This is a genomic window from Vibrio sp. 1457 (genome assembly GCF_033340195.1).
Taxonomy (GTDB): domain Bacteria; phylum Pseudomonadota; class Gammaproteobacteria; order Enterobacterales; family Vibrionaceae; genus Vibrio; species Vibrio alginolyticus.
Genome location: NZ_JAWOWA010000001.1, coordinates 358,188 through 376,843, shown reverse-complemented (window position 1 = coordinate 376,843; position 18,656 = coordinate 358,188). Strand labels below are relative to the sequence as shown.

The window sequence follows — 18,656 nt, the reverse complement described above, 5'->3', positions numbered from 1 at the left end:
GACTTTATTTGCTAACTTTTTTCGCATCATACGTAAGAATGCGGGCAAAAGTCTTTCGCGATATCACAACTTTCATTCAAGAAATAAAAAAAGGCTGATGCTACTTAGCATCAGCCTTTGTTGTATTACTAGAACGTTATTTCGCTATAGTCTTATAGAGACTCAGTGAATGTACGCGCGATTACGTCAGCTTGTTGCTCTGCAGTTAGAGAGTTGAAGCGAACAGCGTAACCAGATACACGGATTGTTAGCTGAGGGTATTTCTCTGGGTGCTTAACTGCGTCTTCTAGAGTTTCACGGTTAAGAACGTTCACGTTTAGGTGTTGACCACCTTCGATACCCGCTTCGTGGTGGAAGTAACCATCCATAAGACCAGCAAGGTTAGCGCGTTGTGAACCCTCATCTTTACCTAGTGCGTTAGGTACGATAGAGAATGTGTAAGAGATACCATCTTGTGCGTCAGCAAACGGCAGTTTAGCAACTGAAGTTAGTGATGCTACAGCACCTTTCTCGTCACGACCGTGCATTGGGTTTGCACCTGGAGCAAATGGAGCACCAGCACGACGACCGTCAGGCGTGTTACCAGTTTTCTTACCGTAAACCACGTTTGAAGTGATAGTAAGAATTGACTGAGTAGGGATTGCATCACGGTAAGTCTTAAGCTTACGGATTTTGCCCATAAATACAGAAACAAGTTCACATGCAATGTCATCAACGCGTGGGTCGTTGTTACCGAATTTAGGGTAATCGCCTTCGATTTCGAAGTCGATTGCTAGACCGTCTTCGTCACGAATTGGCTTAACTTTTGCGTATTTAATTGCAGATAGTGAGTCAGCCGCAACAGATAGACCAGCAATACCACAAGCCATAGTACGTTTAACGTCACGGTCGTGTAGAGCCATTAGTGCCGCTTCGTAGCTGTACTTATCGTGCATGAAGTGGATAGCGTTTAGTGCAGTCACATATTGTTTCGCTAGCCAATCCATGAAGTGGTCCATTTTCTCCCACAGTTCATCGTAGTTAAGAACATCGCCTTCGATCTTAGGCATTTGCGGGCCAACTTGGATTTTTAGCTTCTCATCCACACCACCGTTGATGGTGTAAAGCATTGTTTTCGCAAGGTTCGCACGAGCACCGAAGAACTGCATTTGCTTACCAACAACCATTGGAGATACACAACATGCGATCGCGTAGTCGTCAGAGTTCATGTCTGGACGCATTAGGTCGTCATTTTCGTACTGAATAGAAGAAGTATCGATAGATACTTTCGCACAGAACTTCTTGAAGCCTTCAGGTAGTTGCTCAGACCAAAGAACAGTGATGTTTGGCTCTGGAGAAGGACCCATAGTGTATAGTGAGTTTAGGAAACGGAAGTTTGTACGAGTAACTAGCGTACGACCGTCAAGACCCATACCACCCATAGACTCAGTTGCCCAGATAGGGTCGCCAGAGAATAGATCATCGTACTCAGGAGTACGTAGGAAACGAACCATACGTAGTTTCATTACGAAGTGGTCGATCATTTCCTGAGCTTGTTCTTCAGTTAGCTTACCAGCCGCGATATCACGTTCGATGAAGATGTCTAGGAACGTAGAAGTACGACCTAGAGACATAGCCGCACCGTTTTGAGATTTAACAGCAGCTAGGTAACCGAAGTAAGTCCACTGAATAGCTTCTTGCGCAGTTTCAGCAGGACGAGAAATATCACAACCGTATTTTGCAGCCATTTCTTTGATTTGACCTAGAGCACGGTGTTGCTCTGCGATCTCTTCACGAAGCTGCATTGTCATTTGTAGGTCTTCGCCGTTCTCAAAACGCTCTTGTAGAGAAGAGAACTGCGCGAATTTATCCTTCATTAGGAAGTCAATACCGTATAGAGCAACACGACGGTAGTCACCGATGATACGACCACGACCGTATGCATCTGGAAGACCAGTCAGTACGCCAGATTTACGACACGCCATGATTTGAGGAGTGTAGATATCGAAAACGCCTTGGTTGTGAGTTTTACGGTATTCTGTGTAGATTTTTTTAACTTGTGGGTCTAGCTCGCGGTCGTAGGCTTTGCATGAACCTTCAACCATGCGGATACCACCGTTAGGGATGATCGCACGTTTTAGAGGAGCGTCAGTTTGAAGACCTACGATAGTTTCTAGGTCTTTTTCGATGTAGCCTGCATCGTGAGCAGTGATGGTAGAGATAACTGAAGTATCAAAATCAACAGGAGCGTGAGTCGCGTTCTCTTGTTTGATGCCTTCCATTACCTTAGCCCAAAGCTTGTTAGTCGCTTCAGTACCTTCAGAAACTAGGAAAGATTCGTCGCCTTCGTACGGAGTGTAGTTCTTCTGAATGAAATCACGAACGTTTACTTCGTTTTGCCAGTCGCCTGCAGCAAAACCTTCCCAAGCTTTAGCAAATTGCTCTGCCATGACATACCTACCTTTTTAGTAGAAAAAAATACGTACTGCTTCGCCGTTGAGCCAGCTATCCCCAGATAAAAGAGGGGAACAGTACACTCTTATGAATAACAATATTTATAGTCTTAAATTTACGTATTCGATTTACAAAACTATAAATATTGTCACTAGTTTTAACGTTTCTCTTTTTAAGCAACAGTTAGAGGTTAAACTAAAATTTTTTTGCAAACCTTAAACTAAATCAATAAATCCTCAAAAATCTCGATAAAAATGGGGTAGCGACGAGCGCTACCCACAAATTTCTAGACTGCTAGCTTATAGCCAAGCTTGGATGCCATACTGGCCTTCAAGCATACCAACTGCAAGCATAGCAACTAAACAGATAACAAGTACGCTTACTGGGATCACAATCTTGTCTACAAATGATAGGCGAGACGCGCGCTCTTTATCTCCAATTAAACCGTTGTTATCTAAAAGCATAGTTAGTGCCCAAGCTAGAACTGGGTTAACAACGGCAGAACCAAAGATACAGATACCTGCTGCTTGTGAGTCTTTCGAGTCCTTCACCATCTGCATGCCAGCTTCAAGCAGTGGTAGAGATACACCAACGAGAAGAGCAACGCGCATAACTGGAGGCCATACTGCAACGTCCATAGGAAAACCAAGGATTGCAACAATAATACATAGAGAGCCTAGTAAGATGGCACCAGCAGGAATAGGGCGTTTCGCGATTGCAGCAGGGATCATGTAAGTCCCCCAAGATGATGTGATGTTACCACCACCCACTGCAGTACCGACCATTTGGCGAACGGAACACATTGTCATTGTGTCATCAACGTCCATCAGCACTTTCTCACTCTTACGTGGGTAGTTCATCTCTTGGAAGATACGGTGACCCAAGAAGTCAGGTGACCACATTGCTACCGCAAGAATGGCGAATGGTAGTGAAGCGATGAAGTGTTCCATATTAGGAAGACCAAGCATCCAACCTTCTTCTGTTGAACCCCACCAGTAGATTGGATTTAGGTTTGGAAGGCCTGTCTCGGTTACGAATTTAATATCGAAGCCTGCGCCAAGAGCCAGTGCGATTGCAAGCCCAGTGAAGGCACAAACAGGGATCGCTAGCCAGCGTTTGTTCACTTTAGCAAGGAACGCGTATAAGCCAATGGTAACCGCAAGAACAATCAGACCGATGTAACCCATGCTACCAGCGGCAACCGTATCGGATTGCAAACCAACAGCCCAAGCTTGAATAGAGTTAATTTGGCTCATGGTTCCGGTTAAACCTAGGAAAATAAGAAGGCCACCAGCCGTACCTTCAGAGGTGAGGTTAACCAGTTTTGACCCACCTTTTAAGAGGCTCAAAATCAAACCAAACACACCAATGAGAATTGCTAATGCAAGAGGGTGAGCACCAGCAAGAGCGATGGTACCAATAAGAGGGATCATTGGGCCGTGGTTGCCTGCTAGGTTGGCTTTAGGGTTAATAAAACCAGAGGCAAGTACACAGAAAAGAAGTGCAGGGATGAGCATTTCTACACGCGCAACTTCGATAGCAAAGTCCTTGCCTAAGTTTACGTGGTCCCATGCTGCAGTAAGACCTTCAGCCCAAGACATCATTACCGCAGAGTACATTGCGATAATACCGATAGTACCAGCAAGCGCTGGAACAAGGTCTTCAAGCTCAAAGCGGAAGTCACGACCTGGCAAGTTCAAGCCAAAACGACGTGGTTTCATAATTTGTAGTTCGTGGTCTAGGTAGTCTGAACGGCTTGCGAACTCAGATGCTGGACGATGAAGCTCACGGTAGCTCTTGGTCTCGATATCTGAATCAGAGTGCGTTTTGTTAACTGCGTCTGACATAGATTCCTCATATATTTAAAAGTTATGAATTCTTCATTCAATTGTGTTAATCCGCATCCTGCGGCACGCTTATGCTAGCTATTGTTAGATTTGTTACACGTCGACACTGTGCCTAAGCATAGCTAATAACTTATTGTGTTGAGGCGCAAAAAAAAGCCTCATCTTTTGGCAGGAGTCTAGCAAGATAGCCATTTAGGGTGATTGATTTAGATCACTTTAAGAATGGTTGTGAAATAAAACTACAGAAAGTTTCTGGCATGCGAATGAGATGCGGAGATCTTGTGTAATTTCATTACACAAGTTGCATAAAATTAGAACTTTTTGTCCTTTTGCACGAGATGCAGATTAAATGTCAATATTCACGGTGATTATATAAAGCTGGCTTTATTCTTGCTTTGGACAGAGCAAAGACAATTTTTTGGCTAATCATTGCCGCTCAGTTTAGGAAAAAGACATGAAACAGCTTAAAGTACTGCCACTAGTGGCAATCATCTCAGGGTTAATGGTCGGTTGCGGCGGCGGTGGCGGCGGTGGCGGTAGTTCCACACCAAGAACTACATTCACTTTTACTTTTGCAGCTCCAAATGTCATTAGTGAAACAAATGCACAAAAAGACAGCTGTACTATTTACGACCGAAGAGTAGATGGCAACGGCATCGAGCAGGTATTGACCTATCAACCAGCCGTAAGTGCACAGCTAACAGGAGGTAAAGTCGTCGGTTTCTATTCAGACAAGAATGGTGTCCGTCAAGGCGACTTTATCTACCCATCAGGCACTACTTTGAAATTTGTTCTAGAAGACATTCCTGAGGACGGCTATTTTACTTATCAGTTGCTTGATGCTTCTGGAACAGTATTTACGGCAAACAGCTTCGGTCGAGATTTTTTAAAGGACAATAACCTTAGAAACTCAACGTTCTCAATGAATCGAGAGGCGGTGTCTGCTTGCAATAAAAATGGCAACTTCCGTAAGGCTACCCGAACTGACCTTAAATATGAAGCAACGGAGGCTGGTGGCTTAGAGTACAACTTCATATCTAAAATTGCGAAAGAGTCTAAGCCTACCTATTCTATTGATTCTTTGGATGTAAGAGCAATTGGTTCGAAGATGGAGTCGACAGTCGTGCTACAATATGCAGACGCAGCGAAAACAGAACTGCACCAGTATGGTATTCGCGATTGGTCGAGTGAATCACCATTGCCGTTGGTTGGCATGAATGGTTCTTCTCCAATCTTGAACCCAACACTTTTTAAATATGACACTTTAGACATCAGTGTACTTGTTGGTGATTACAACTACGAAGTTGCAGAGCTACCTATGTCAACGACGAAGTTCTACCACCCGCTTGAGCCAAAAACGGAAACTTGGACTTACAGTGTTACAGCTGAAAAACCTATCAATGGTTGGACGGTAGTGCTGAACCAAAAGATGTATCAGGACGCAAATTGGGATATCTCAATTGAGCCAAGCGCTTACTACAACCTAAATGCTCTGCCTGCGTCGCATGTGGTGAGAGGCTCAACTATTGATACTGGTTTTGCTTTCACTGACCAAGATAAAGGCTTTAGCCGCCTCGCATATCGTGCAGAGTCTAACTCTGGAACACTACACCGAGTAACACACAAGATATTTACAACTTTAGAGAGTGATGTCGTTGTTCCGGAATTGTACTACTACACATTCGATGACAGTGTGAAGCAAGATTTGAAAGTTTCTTCTACCAGTGATTACTCACAATCTATTGTCGTGGAGTCTGCTGAAGCAAACCTAAATAGCTATGACTTTGTTTCTCTTTTCTCTCATGGTGATGTGACCGATCTTAAAGTGGATCACGATGGTCTTGTGATCAGTGAAGTTGATTCTGAGAAGGTCAATACGAATGCTCAGAAATCTGATTTTATGGTATTGGTTAAGTAGCGTCTTAACACTTTTGTAAATTAATTAAGCCCCTTTGAAAGGGGCTTTTTTATATTTAATATTCAACTTTTGAAGAATATGTTGCTATATATTGCATATTAATTTGCCTATCGTATCTTTCTATTCGAATTATTTAGGTTAATAATTTGTTGCAAGTTTCAAAGGGCGGTGCTAATTTGTTCCGAATTAGAGAGGGCGGAGTCCCTTAATTGCAGTGACAAAAACACAGGGAGTAGGGCGCATGAATGATGTACCAGCGCTAGATATAAAAGACCTGCACAAAACATTTGGACAAAATGAAGTTTTAAAAGGCATTTCACTTGCCGCGCACAAAGGAGATGTTATCTCCATCATTGGCTCTTCCGGCTCAGGTAAGAGTACCTTTCTCAGATGTATCAACTTGCTAGAAACGCCTACCGCGGGCGAAATTTGGGTAAATGGTGAATTAATCCAAATGAAGAACAACAGAGCAGGTGAATCTGTTCCTGCTAATGAAAAGCAAGTCCAACGTATTCGCTCACGCCTGGCAATGGTTTTCCAAGGTTTCAACCTCTGGTCTCACCTAACCGTACTAGAAAACGTGATTGAGGCGCCTGTTCATGTCTTAGGCGTGCCAAAAGCTCAAGCGATTGAAAACGCAGAAGTCTTGCTTAAGAAAGTAGGCCTATATGAGCGTAAAGATTATTACCCTGGGCACTTATCTGGCGGCCAGCAGCAACGTGCAGCTATTGCCCGTGCGCTAGCAGTTGACCCAGAGGTGATGTTGTTTGACGAGCCAACTTCTGCGCTTGACCCAGAACTTGTAGGAGAAGTTCTGGGGGTAATGAGAGATTTGGCAGATGAAGGACGAACCATGCTGGTGGTCACGCACGAAATGGCGTTTGCGCGTGACGTATCAAACCATGTGATGTTTTTACATCAAGGCTTAGTGGAAGAACAGGGAAATCCAGCTAAGCTATTTACAAACCCGGATTCAGAACGATTACAGCAGTTTATCTCATCCATTTACTAATATTTGTTAGGCGGCAGACTATTGCCTCCTAAGCCAACACAACAAACAAAACGAAATAAAATAGCAATCACAGGAGTATGGAAATGAAAAAGTGGTTATTAGCAGCAACGATTGCTGCAACGGCAGTATCAGGTGTTGCCCAAGCGAAAGAATGGAAAACAGTTCGCTTTGGTATCGAAGGTGCTTACCCTCCGTTTAGCTGGACAGAAACTGATGGCTCAATAAAAGGCTTTGACGTAGACATGGCAAATGCACTCTGTGAAGAGATGCAAGTGAAGTGCAAAATCGTCGCTCAAGATTGGGATGGTATTATTCCTTCTCTGCTTGCACGTAAGTACGATGCCATCATCGCAGCAATGTCTATCACTGAAGAGCGCAAGAAAAAAGTCGATTTCACTGGCAAGTACGCACAAATTCCAAATAAATTTATCGCTAAGAAAGGTGCTGGTCTAGATTTTGATAATCTTAAAGATGTCAAAATTGGCGTGCAACGTGCGACGACACATGACAAGTACTTAACTGACAACTACGGCGATGATGTTGAAATTGTGCGTTATGGCTCTTTTGATGAAGCGTATCTTGATCTAGAAAATGGTCGAATTGCTGCTGTTTTAGGTGATGCTTCTGCTCTAGAAGAGGGTGTGATCAACAAAGCAGGTGGCGAAGCTTATGAGTTTGTTGGACCATCGTTAACCGATCCAAAATGGTTTGGCGAAGGTATGGGTATCGCTGTTCGTAAACAAGACAAAGATCTAACGAAGAAACTCGACGCAGCAATTATTTCACTACGTGAGAAAGGTGTTTACCAAGAAATTGCTGGTAAATACTTTAACTACGATGTGTACGGTGAATAAACCGTAATTAAGCGACCGTTGGCTTGTTCCTAGAAGTAGTCAACGGTCGATTTTTTGAGTTTAGGGATTAGGAACTCACCTATGCTAGATTTACAAGGATACGAAGCTTCGATTTTGAAAGGAGCTTTAGTAACAATAGAAGTTGCAGTGCTTTCACTCATTCTCGCCATGGTCTTAGGCATGCTTGGCGCATTAGCTAAGTTAGCACCTTACAAATGGGCAAGGGCGATTGCCACTCTTTACACCACCGTCATTCGCGGCATTCCAGATTTGGTTCTGATGATGCTAATTTTCTTTGGTGGACAAATACTTTTAAATAACAGCCTTTACTCCATCAACGAAACGCTCAACGAGTGGTTTGCCTCGAGTGATCCAAACCATGAATGGACGTCTTACTTACCTGATTATATTGATGTCAGCCCATTTATAGCTGGTGTACTCACGATTGGTTTTATCTTTGGCGCCTACATGGCGGAGACTTTTCGTGGAGCGATCATGGCGGTGGACAAGGGTGAATTAGAAGCGGCGAAAGCTTATGGGATGAGTTCTGCTTTATCGTTTAGAAGAATCTTACTTCCTCAGATGATTCGTCATGCATTACCTGGATTTGGTAATAACTGGTTAGTGTTACTTAAGACCACAGCGTTAGTTTCCATTATTGGTCTGGATGACATGGTGAGAATGAGCTCATTGGCAGCAGGTACAACGAAAATGCCGTTCACCTTTTACATGGCTGTCGCGCTCATCTTTCTATTTTTTACCAGCGTTTCGACCGGGCTACTCAAGCTTGTTGAGCGTAAGTTCAGTATTCATGCGAGGTAAGTTATGGACTTTTCTTTGATTATTGAAAGCTTTCCAACTTATCTTCAGGGACTTTGGACAACAGTTTGGTTAGTGGGATTAGCGTTGGTTATTGGCTTGTTTGTCTCTATCCCATTAGCCGTGGCACGCAATAGTACCAATTACGCTCTAAGCTTACCTTCTTGGGGATTCATTTACTTTTTCCGTGGAACGCCGCTATTGGTTCAGCTGTATTTGATTTACTACGGCATGGATCAGTTTTTCCCTGTGAAAGATACCTTGTGGGAGAACGCTTGGTTCTGTGCTTTGGTCGCTTTTATTCTGAATACATCGGCTTACACCGCAGAAATTATTCGTGGTGCGATTAATGGTTTGCCGAAAGGTGAGGTGGAAGCTGCGAAAGCCTATGGCATGAGTAAGTTTATGACATACAGACGTATTATCTTGCCGAGTGCATTGCGTCGAGCATTACCAGCTTATTCCAACGAGGTCATATTTATGCTGCACGGAAGTGCAGTCGCGGGCATCGTTACCATCATGGATTTAACTGGTGCTGCGCGTCTAGTTAACTCGCGCTACTATGCACCATTTGAGTCTTTCCTGACGGCGGGGCTGTTCTACATGGCACTGACGTTTATGATCTTGTGGTGTTTCAAAGTGGCAGAGAAGCGTTTCTTAGCTTATCTGCGTCCTTTAAGCTAATTATCAATAGAGGCAATAGCATCGGAGTGGGTGCTATTGCTTTTGATAATTTTGTTATCTTCATTCCTATTTTTTCAGTCGATGTAAAAGACTCTTTCTTATTATTCATCAACTTACATTAACATTCGGTAAACTCATTGTTTAGTAAGTAAAAATGAAAAAAACAATTCTATCGTTGGGCATTGCCGCCTTAGCCACAGGATGTGGTGGGGGAGAGGGAGAATCACAACCTAATGCTCAAGTAAAACCAACGCCAGCTCCAGTTCAACAAGCTCTTGAAACTGGTAATGCACTGCTCGTTTCTGACCCGAGCGAATTCATTCGTAAAAGTCGTCAGGTTGTAGAAGCTCACAAGATGCAGTCGAATACGATCAAATCTGCAATTGCGAAAAACCTTTCAGGTCTTTATTGGGATCCAACCCATGATGCCGCGATCTTGGCACCTCAGTATGGCTTCAACGACACCATCTTGATGACCAATAAGGCCATGGCAAGCGGTTACAATGGTCAAGCTCTGTCAATTGGCGTTGCCGGGGAAAAGTCTAATGGTCAACGTTACGCACTATTAGGTAGTAACCCATTTAGAACGGCACAACGTTTTCCCGACTCTTCCAACGCAGCGATGACGCAATGGTTAAGTAACCTGGTCACTTGGTTGTCGGGCGGAGTTACTTCAAACGTCGTCATCGCGCAAATGGATCAGTCTTATTACTTTCCGGATGAGCAAGCGACTCGGAATTGGCTGAAAGACAATGTTTCACAAGAGCTGGCGTTTAACGAGGCCAACCTATGCGATGGTTCGAAGCTACTTAGCTGCTTGCAAACCAATACTCCAAACTTATTGATCTTGTCACAGCATCTGCAATCTGGAGATACCAACAAACCAGTACTCGAAGCTTTGGAATACGCTGAGCAAGCCCAAATTCCTGTTCTATACCTGCATTGGGATGGAGGACTAACTTATCTTGGCCAAGACATTTTGGAAAAATTCCATGTTGATTATGTGGGAGATAACTATTGGCGTAAGTTAGGCTTGGTCGACTGGGAACCTTCATCGTTGATGAACGTTGTGCCGGACTCTGTCATCACACAACAAGCGCTGTTGTCTCGTTTTGAATCTCAAAATTTCAACGTTGACTTGTCAAAGTGTGATGACAAATCTTGTCCTGACACTGCGAATATGGACAGTCAATTTTATGTAGGGGCAAACAGCATTCGCCATTGGTTGCAAAAGCTTGATGAACAAAAAGTAGATTTGTTTAATCAAAACGGCTACCAATACGAAAAACTCATGGTATTGCTGGCTGATCATTATCGTCAAACGGTTGTCTTCCCGATGGACAAACAATCAACCCAAACGACCGAATTCCTAAAGTCGTACTTTGCCGATTACGTGCAATACAACAGCCGAAGCGTAAACCCAAAACAACCAAATATGGGGAACTTCAGCCGTAGTGAGTTTAGCCCTGACATAAAGAGAATCAGTGCAACGATTAATATGGAATCAAAGCGTAACTTCCGTTCGGCTAGTGTGTATGCGCTTCCTGGGGAAACCTTTACGGTTAAACGTAATGACAGCAATGATGTGGCGACTAAGATTGTCATCAACACTTTAAGAAATGGTGCAACTCATGAGTTCAGCAAAGATGGATACACGCGACCAAAACTGCTGACTTCATTCGGCTATGAAGTGAAGCCGGGTGAAACCATCACGCTGACTTCTCCTTATGGTGGTCCAGTACAGGTTCACTTTGACAAAAATGATGTTCCGGTTGAACTGAAATTTAATCATGTGGCACAGCATCCAGTTTGGAGAAGTGAGAAGGACAACGACGCTTTTATTCAACAGTTAGAAGCCAATTTATTCGATTGGGCTGAGCTGATCACTCCTGGGTTTGAAGTACACTCAAAGCGCGACAAAATGTTGGAGTCGGTCAACGATGAAATGTGGTCTACCCCTTCGGAAATGGCGCTTGCAACAGAAGAATATGTTCACAACTACCCGCATGTGCTGGCAGGTTTCCAAGGGCCGGGCATAGATGAAGTGCCTGAAATTATTCAATACGCCCAAAACCAAGGTTGGGAAATCGCCAATATTGATATAGTGAAGCACATGAACGCCGACCAAGCGACGTGTGGTTATGGTTGTTCGGGTAACCCTTACGATGCTTATTGGTCATTCAGCCCACTCGGTCACGGTGATTTACATGAGCTTGGCCATGGTTTAGAAAAAGGTCGATTCCGATTTTCAGGCTGGGAAGGGCATTCAACGACCAATTACTACTCGTATTATAGTAAGTCTCGTTTCTTCCAGAATACGGGGAAAGTTTCAACTTGCCAAAGCTTGGATTTCAAAGGCCAGTTTGAATTATTGCAAGCTAGTCGAACTCAAGCGGATCCAAACGCATACATGGCTGCGCAAAATCAAACCAGTTGGAGTTGGGGCGCTCGTGTTTACATTCAAATGATGATGGCGGCGCAGCATGAAGGTGTGCTTAAAAATGGTTGGCATTTATTGGCGCGCTTGCACCTGATTGAACGTGAGTTTAACCGCTTAAAATCGGACGATGCGCTTTGGGATGAGAGACGATTGAGTATTGGTTTCGCCAACTACTCTCGGGAAGAAGCAAATAGCATCTCAAACAACGACTGGTTGCTTATTGCTCTGAGCTACATCTCTCAGCGAGACATGACGAGCTATTTAGATATGTGGGGCTTCTCGTTCACAGAAAAAGCGAAACAGCAGGTTATGGCGCTGAATCTACCGCCGATGCCGCTCACTTACTTTGCAAGCAGCAATACCGGCTACTGTCTGAACGAATTTGCTCAAACACCGATAACTATTGATGGTCAAACGGTTTGGCCGCTGAATCAGTGATTAAATAGTAATTTGTATGAAAAAGGGAGACTGAGTCTCCCTTTTTATTGGACTAAGCTTAGCGTTGAGTCTCGCTTATAGCTTTGCAATAAATTACTTAAATGTCGACCAGATTGGTGCGTGATCTGAAGGCTTCTCGATACCACGAAGCTCATAGTCGATACCAGATTCAATACACTTTTCCGCTAGAGAAGGGGTTGCCAAAATGACATCAATTCGTAGGCCACGGTTATCATCAAAACCGCGAGAACGGTAGTCAAACCACGAAAATTGATCGTTCACCTCTGGGTATAGCTTACGGAAGGTGTCCACAAAGCCCCAGTCTAGTAAGGTTTTCAACCATTCGCGCTCTTCAGGTTGGAATGAACATTTACCTGTTTTTAGCCAACGTTTACGGTTTGGCTCGCCGATACCGATATCTGCATCAATAGGGCTGATGTTGATGTCACCCATAACAATCAATTGCTCGTCGTTATTGTGATGATCGTTTAGGTAGGTCATCAGATCTTTATAGAATTGGCGCTTGTATGGGAATTTGGTTTCGTGGCTGATGTTATCCCCTTGAGGGAAATAGCCGTTTAGCACAGTGACCTTTTCGCCGTTTTCATTTAAAAACGTTGCCATGATCATGCGCTTTTGATGTTCCTCGTTATCCGTCGGGAACCCTTTTTGTACGTGTAGAGGCTCTTGCTTACAAAGCATTGCTACGCCGTAATGTGCTTTTTGACCATGAAAATACACTTTGTAGCCCATGGCTTCGACAGCTTCAATCGGGAATGCTTCATCGTGAACTTTAATTTCCTGAAGACCAATCACATCAGGTTGGTGTTTGTCGATTAGCGCTTGGAGTTGGTGCAGTCGCGCACGTAGTCCATTGATGTTAAAGCTGATTACTTTCATTATTTATCCTTTTGGGGGCGTACTTTTTTATGAATAGTATCATTGTGTAAGAGCACTGAAAATGAGTCTCGGTGAAAGGATTGAAACGCTCTGAGCTACTTTGCTTTTAATTTGTTTTCTAAGTCGTTTTGCACGATCTTTAAAGCGTTAAGCGCAACTTCTGGATCTATCTCATTGCTCTCAAGCAAATAGATTAAATCGACAGCCAGTTTGATCTCTTCAGGTGCGTCATCTAAAGGCGAGGTTGGTTGATCAGCCATTATTGATGTTTTTCCCTATGTGTAATTTGGTTCTCTAGCTTAAGAAGTGCTGCTTCACAACGCGCTAAACGTTGCTCGGTTGCTAGTAATACTTTTTGAGCGTCGGCACGCATAAAACTCGGAGCGCTTTCGACAGCACGTTCTTTTTCTAACACCATCTCGCGCAAGCGTCTTGCCCACTCTTGGTGTTGAGCGAGTTCCTGATAAAGCACGTTGATAGGCTTGCGGAAATAGCTGCTATGTTTGATTTCATTCTTACGAATTTTAGTGGTAGAAATCTCGCGTTGAATTGCACCGATTTGCGCCACTAACCGTTCAGTGAGGTACTCAGCACGCAAAGCGGTGAGCTTACCTTCATTTTGCTCACGCACAATCGCATCCAGCGTGGCTTTTGCTTCTTTTACGCAAGGAGTAAGTAAGCGAGAGCGGCAACCAAATAAACGCTCATCAAAAAGCGGAACATGATGTTCGCCTCTTTGACGGTCAAGAACAGCGGCTTGATTCGCCATTTGTTCTAGATTTTCCTGGAGTTGAGAAATGTTCATGACAAACCTACAAACCATGCGTCATAAGCCAATTTAATGGCTAGTATGCTGACGACAGTAACAAATACAGGACGAATGAATTTAGAACCAAATCTAATAGCGGAGTGCGCGCCAACAAAAGCACCAGCCATTAAACATACTCCCATTGTTAAGCCTAGCACCCAGTTGATGTGTCCGAGGAAAGCAAAAGTGATCAAAGAGGTAAAGTTACTGGTAAAGTTCATTGCTTTTGCTAAGCCAGAGGCGAGCAAGATATTCAGTCGGTACAGCGCCATTGAACTTACTGTCCAAAAAGCCCCAGTTCCAGGCCCTGCGAGTCCGTCGTAGAATCCTATGGATAAGCCTTGCATGTACTGTTTTTTATGAAGTTTTGGGCAAGGCTCGGGTATTGGACTTTGATGAGCAGAGTGGGGCGTTTTATGAAAAACGGTATACAACGCTGCCGCCAAAATAACAAGCGGCAATCCTTTTTCCAGCCAATCCGTACTAATCGCATCTACAAATAGCGTACCTAATGTCGCTCCGAAGAGTGTCGCCACGAATGCACGCCGCCAGCATTGAGGCTTGAATAGACGTTTTTTGTAGTACGTAAATGCCGCAGTAGAAGAAGCAAAGGTAGCGGCAAGTTTATTGGTGCCTAGTGCAATATGAGGCGGCAAGCCCAGCGACAGTAGAGCAGGTACGGTAAGCATGCCACCACCACCGGCAACTGCATCAATAAATCCAGCGACAAAAGCGACAAGCGCCAACACCAACAGCATGGTTGGCTCAATCATTTCCATAAATGGTGATTCTTCTAATATTCTATTTTACGTTTAAATGGAGGTAGTGAGTCGATTAAGGCTTGTCCGTATCGCTTAGTGACTAGGCGTCGATCAAGAATCGTTACTCTACCAGAATCTCTCTCTTTACGCAGTAAGCGACCTACGCTCTGGATCAGCTTTTTGCTTGCGTCTGGTACAGTTATTTGCATAAACGGGTTTCCTCCTTTTTTCTCAATGTATTCGGAATGAGCCTGCTCAACAGGGGAGGTTGGAACGCCAAATGGAATTTTTGTAATCACCAAGTTTTCAAGTAATTCGCCAGGTAAGTCTAGCCCCTCAGAGAAACTGCCAGTACCAAATAAGACGCTGGTTTTATTTGATGCTATTAACTTTTTATGTTTTTTTAGAATTTCTTGACGTGAGCTTTCACCTTGAACTTGCAACGCCCAGCCTTTTTTTATGAACTCCGAAGAGAGTGCCTTCGCGACTTGGTTCATCTGCCAATAGGATGAGAATAATACTAAGTTGGCTTTCTTGTCTTCCAAGTACTTAGGCAATATCTCGATAAGATATTCAGTAAATTGAGGCGCTGGTGGTTCATATTTCATCGCAGGGATGAGCAATTCTGCCTGGTTTTGGTAATCGAATGGTGACGCAAGCGCTAAAAACTGAGTGCCTGATTCTGGTTTTCCATCAATACCAACCTGATGGCAAAAGTAATGGAAAGAGTTTAATGCACGCATCGTTGCGGAAACCAAAATGGCGCCAATACATCTGCTCCAAATCTGTTGGTCGAGTTGCCATCCAATTTCAAGTGGCGAAACACTCACAATGAAATCACCCTCGCGATCGGGGTGGGTTTCTAACCAGCGAGCTAAAGGCGCACCTTTTTCACGAGTTGGTTCAGCCATTAAATGCCATACTTGCGCTAGGTTTTCTAACCTTTGAATGTAGAAACCGAGCTCTGCAAGCGCTGGTTCAGCCAACCTTGTCGCAAGCTCCCCGTCTTTTACTCTTTCCGCAATAAGGTCGGCAATTTTTGCCACGCTCTGATTTGCTTTTTTACTGAACTGTTTTAGTTCTTTGGATTGGTTCTCTAGCCACTCAGGTAGTTCACCGTGTTCGAAGCGGTAGATACCCTCTTCAAATTGAGCTGGGTCGAACTGTTTGGGCAATTGAGTCAGTGCCGGTATCAAGTTCTGAACCGCGTCTTGAAGGTCGTTGCGAAATCGAGCTACGCGTTTCTCGTCTGCGAGTGATGAAAACTTACTAATCGACTGATTTAACTTCTCAAGCCATGCTGCCGCACCTTTTAAACTCGCAGATGCTGAAGCATGGTCACGAGCGACGTGAGGTAAGTGATGTGCCTCGTCGAAGACGTATATCGTATTTTCTGGCTCAGGTAAAATCACGCCGCCACCTAAATCTGCGTCTGCCATGACGAGAGAGTGGTTAGCAATGATGACATCGTTTTTATCCAACTCTGAGCGCGCTTTTTGGAATGGGCAGCCGCGGTGGCCTGGTAAACTGTTATTGCAACTGTGTTTATCACTGACAATCAGTTGCCAAAGCTTATCGTCGATGGGTTTAGGCCAAGAATCACGGTCACCGTCCCATTTACCTTGCGCAAGAGAGCGATGCATTGTTTCTAACAGCTCTATATCTTTTTGCTTAGGTTTGGTTTCAAACATGGCTAACTGGCCACCATCAGCACCGCTAGCAGTAGCGAGCTTTTCTGCACAACAATAGCGTTGACGGCCTTTTGCCAAAATAAAAGAAAACTCTCGGTCGGTAATCCGACGAAAAAGAGGGAGGTCTTTGTTTATGAGCTGCTCTTGCAGAGCGACGGTCGCCGTTGAGATAACCACTTTTCTATTGTTATGTACAGCCACGGGAATGGTCGCCATTAGATAGGAGAGCGATTTACCAATTCCAGTCCCTGCTTCTGCAACGAGTATTCGGTTAGATTTGTGATACTGACCGCACAGCGTTTTTGCAATCTCTGCAACAAGGTAGTTTTGTGCTCTTCTAGGCACAAAGTTATCAAGTTGATCTTGAAGGTTTTGATAGCTATTACGAATCGATTTTTGAATGTTACTGGTCAGCATACGGGCCTCAAATGCGTTGGAGGCGAATAGTAGCACACATCACTAGTTGTACAGTAGTTCACAAAACGGAATGCTTTTATAAGGAATGTAGATCTCCTTCACAAAAAAATATTGAACCTTATCTTAATGAAATTAATTTCATTATATGAAAAATATAAAACTCCAACTTGGTCTGATTTGTGGGTTTTTATTCTTTTTTTTGTTTTTTTAAATTTACTTATTGGATTAAAAAACCATTTGTTAATAATTTTGTAAATTACAAATAATAATGGAGATTGGTTAGATGTTCGTCGAATAAATAAAGGTAAACTTATCAAGTTATTGTTTTATAATGGCATTTTGTTTTTTTTACATTGGTATTTAGAAAATTTGACAGCCAGAATAATCTTTTGCACTCTTAGCTCCAGATTTTGAGGAGGTGCTGTATAACGTTTTGTTAACGCTCTACCTCAAACATATAAAAAAAGGGAACCGGACAAGGATATCCCGAACTAAGAAAAGGCAGTGGATTAATTATGAAAAAAACTCTATTAGCACTAGCTGTAGTTGCGTCTGCAACTTCAGTGAACGCAGCTGAAGTATTCAAATCTGAAGAAGGTTCTGTAGATTTCTACGGTCAGCTACGTCCAACTCTTCTATTCACAGAAAAAACTGATCACACAGCAGAGCTAAACACTAGCTCTTCTCGTACTGGTGTGAACGCGGTTTACGTTGTTGACGAAAGCCTAAAAGTTCTGGGTGAAGTTGAAATCGGTGTTGCTCTAGGTGACAACTACGACGCAGGTGCTGATTCAAGCGAGCGTACAGATGACTCTGTATACGTACGTCGCCACATCATCGGTTTTGATATGGGTGATATGGGTACTCTTCGCTTCGGTAAAGAAGGTACTTGGGCTGATGACGTATACTTCGCAGATTACTCTTACTTCTTCGGTGGTAACGCAGCGGAAACTGCATACGGTCACGCTTGGAACAACGATTCTCAAATCAAATACGCTTACGAAAATGACGCGTTCTGGCTAAAAGCTGGTTACGCGCTAGGCGAAAAAGATTCTAACGAAGAAGTACTAGAAGTATTCGTTGGTAAATCTTTCAACGACCTATCTCTACACGCTGGTGTACTTACTGCGAACAACGACATCAACGTAACTAAAGAGAAAAAACTAGTTCTTAATGGTGTAGAGCAAACAGTTTCTCACACAGAGCGTACTGATAACGAAAACCTATCTTTTGAAGTAACTGCTGAGTACGCACTAAACGAGCACACTCTAGGTGCTACGTACTACTACAACGAAAACGAAGATAAGCTAGGTAAATCAACAGTTGATTCACACTACATCGTTGTAGCTGGTATGTTCGCTGTCGCTCCTAAAACAACTCTATACTCTGGTTACGAGTACCTAGCTCAGTCTACTGACGAAGCAGGTAAAGTAGACGCAGACTCTTCTTGGTTCTACGCTGGTGTTGAATACAAGTTCTCTAAATGGGCACGTGTATTCGCAGAAGCGGGTTACACTTTCGAAGGTACTGACTTCGACAACAAAGACACAGACGACGCAACTAACTTCGGTGTTGGTGCTCGTTTCTACTGGTAATCAATACCCAGTTTGATATTGTAAGACCCAGCTATATGC

General features: G+C 43.6%; 14 protein-coding genes. 7 read left to right on the top strand and 7 right to left on the bottom strand.

All coding sequences use genetic code 11. The features are described from left to right. Window positions 1-152: 152 nt before the first annotated feature. Together pflB and R7Z41_RS01705 are read right to left on the bottom strand one after the other, a co-directional pair. A complete protein-coding gene (gene pflB / locus R7Z41_RS01710) occupies window positions 153-2,429 on the bottom strand; it encodes a formate C-acetyltransferase (RefSeq protein ID WP_005378442.1) in 2,277 nt (758 codons plus the stop codon). 303 nt (window positions 2,430-2,732) lie between these two features. Beyond that, entirely contained in the window at window positions 2,733-4,280 is a 1,548-nt protein-coding gene (locus R7Z41_RS01705; protein WP_005378441.1) for a DUF3360 family protein, read from the bottom strand. Window positions 4,281-4,734: 454 nt separating this feature from the next. Here R7Z41_RS01705 and R7Z41_RS01700 point away from each other — a divergent pair, with 454 nt between their 5' ends. From R7Z41_RS01700 to R7Z41_RS01675, 6 genes are all read left to right on the top strand, one after another. After that, a complete protein-coding gene (locus tag R7Z41_RS01700; RefSeq protein ID WP_170897178.1) occupies window positions 4,735-6,198 on the top strand; it encodes a 54K polar flagellar sheath protein A in 1,464 nt (487 codons plus the stop codon). A gap of 241 nt (window positions 6,199-6,439) precedes the next feature. Further along, window positions 6,440-7,210 (top strand): ABC transporter ATP-binding protein, encoded by a 771-nt coding sequence (locus R7Z41_RS01695; protein ID WP_005378438.1) that lies wholly within the window; start codon window positions 6,440-6,442, stop codon window positions 7,208-7,210. A gap of 83 nt (window positions 7,211-7,293) precedes the next feature. Next, window positions 7,294-8,064, top strand: coding sequence for an ABC transporter substrate-binding protein (locus R7Z41_RS01690; RefSeq protein ID WP_005378437.1), 771 nt, complete (start codon window positions 7,294-7,296; stop codon window positions 8,062-8,064). Window positions 8,065-8,145: 81 nt separating this feature from the next. Then, window positions 8,146-8,886 carry an ABC transporter permease gene (locus tag R7Z41_RS01685; protein ID WP_005378436.1) on the top strand — a complete coding sequence of 247 codons (741 nt, stop codon included), beginning with the start codon at window positions 8,146-8,148 and terminating at the stop codon, window positions 8,884-8,886. A gap of 3 nt (window positions 8,887-8,889) precedes the next feature. After that, window positions 8,890-9,567: an ABC transporter permease gene (locus R7Z41_RS01680; protein ID WP_053349436.1), complete on the top strand. Its 678-nt coding sequence runs from the start codon at window positions 8,890-8,892 to the stop codon at window positions 9,565-9,567. A 154-nt stretch (window positions 9,568-9,721) separates the two neighbouring features. Then, window positions 9,722-12,445 (top strand): ImpA family metalloprotease, encoded by a 2,724-nt coding sequence (locus tag R7Z41_RS01675; RefSeq protein WP_318136296.1) that lies wholly within the window; start codon window positions 9,722-9,724, stop codon window positions 12,443-12,445. A gap of 93 nt (window positions 12,446-12,538) precedes the next feature. On the opposite strand, the gene xthA is transcribed toward R7Z41_RS01675, so the two are convergent. The 5 genes from xthA to dinG form a co-directional block, all read right to left on the bottom strand. After that, window positions 12,539-13,345: an exodeoxyribonuclease III gene (xthA, locus tag R7Z41_RS01670; protein WP_005378433.1), complete on the bottom strand. Its 807-nt coding sequence runs from the start codon at window positions 13,343-13,345 to the stop codon at window positions 12,539-12,541. A gap of 95 nt (window positions 13,346-13,440) precedes the next feature. Further along, entirely contained in the window at window positions 13,441-13,605 is a 165-nt protein-coding gene (gene rsmS / locus R7Z41_RS01665; protein WP_005378432.1) for a pleiotropic regulatory protein RsmS, read from the bottom strand. Beyond that, entirely contained in the window at window positions 13,605-14,150 is a 546-nt protein-coding gene (locus tag R7Z41_RS01660; protein WP_318136295.1) for a primosomal replication protein, read from the bottom strand. The genes rsmS and R7Z41_RS01660 overlap by 1 nt, the downstream gene beginning before the upstream one ends. Then, complete coding sequence (locus R7Z41_RS01655; RefSeq protein ID WP_005378430.1) at window positions 14,147-14,932, bottom strand: sulfite exporter TauE/SafE family protein; 786 nt, start codon at window positions 14,930-14,932, stop codon at window positions 14,147-14,149. Before R7Z41_RS01655 ends, R7Z41_RS01660 begins: the two co-directional genes overlap by 4 nt. A 14-nt stretch (window positions 14,933-14,946) precedes the next feature. Further along, the gene (gene dinG / locus R7Z41_RS01650; protein ID WP_169628367.1) at window positions 14,947-17,022 is read right to left on the bottom strand and encodes an ATP-dependent DNA helicase DinG; all 2,076 of its coding nucleotides are present in this window, start codon (window positions 17,020-17,022) and stop codon (window positions 14,947-14,949) included. A 515-nt stretch (window positions 17,023-17,537) separates the two neighbouring features. Between dinG and R7Z41_RS01645 the strand changes: the two genes are divergently transcribed. Then, window positions 17,538-18,617, top strand: a complete 1,080-nt coding sequence (locus R7Z41_RS01645) for a porin (protein ID WP_005378424.1) — start codon at window positions 17,538-17,540, stop codon at window positions 18,615-18,617. The last annotated feature ends 39 nt before the right edge of the window (window positions 18,618-18,656 follow it).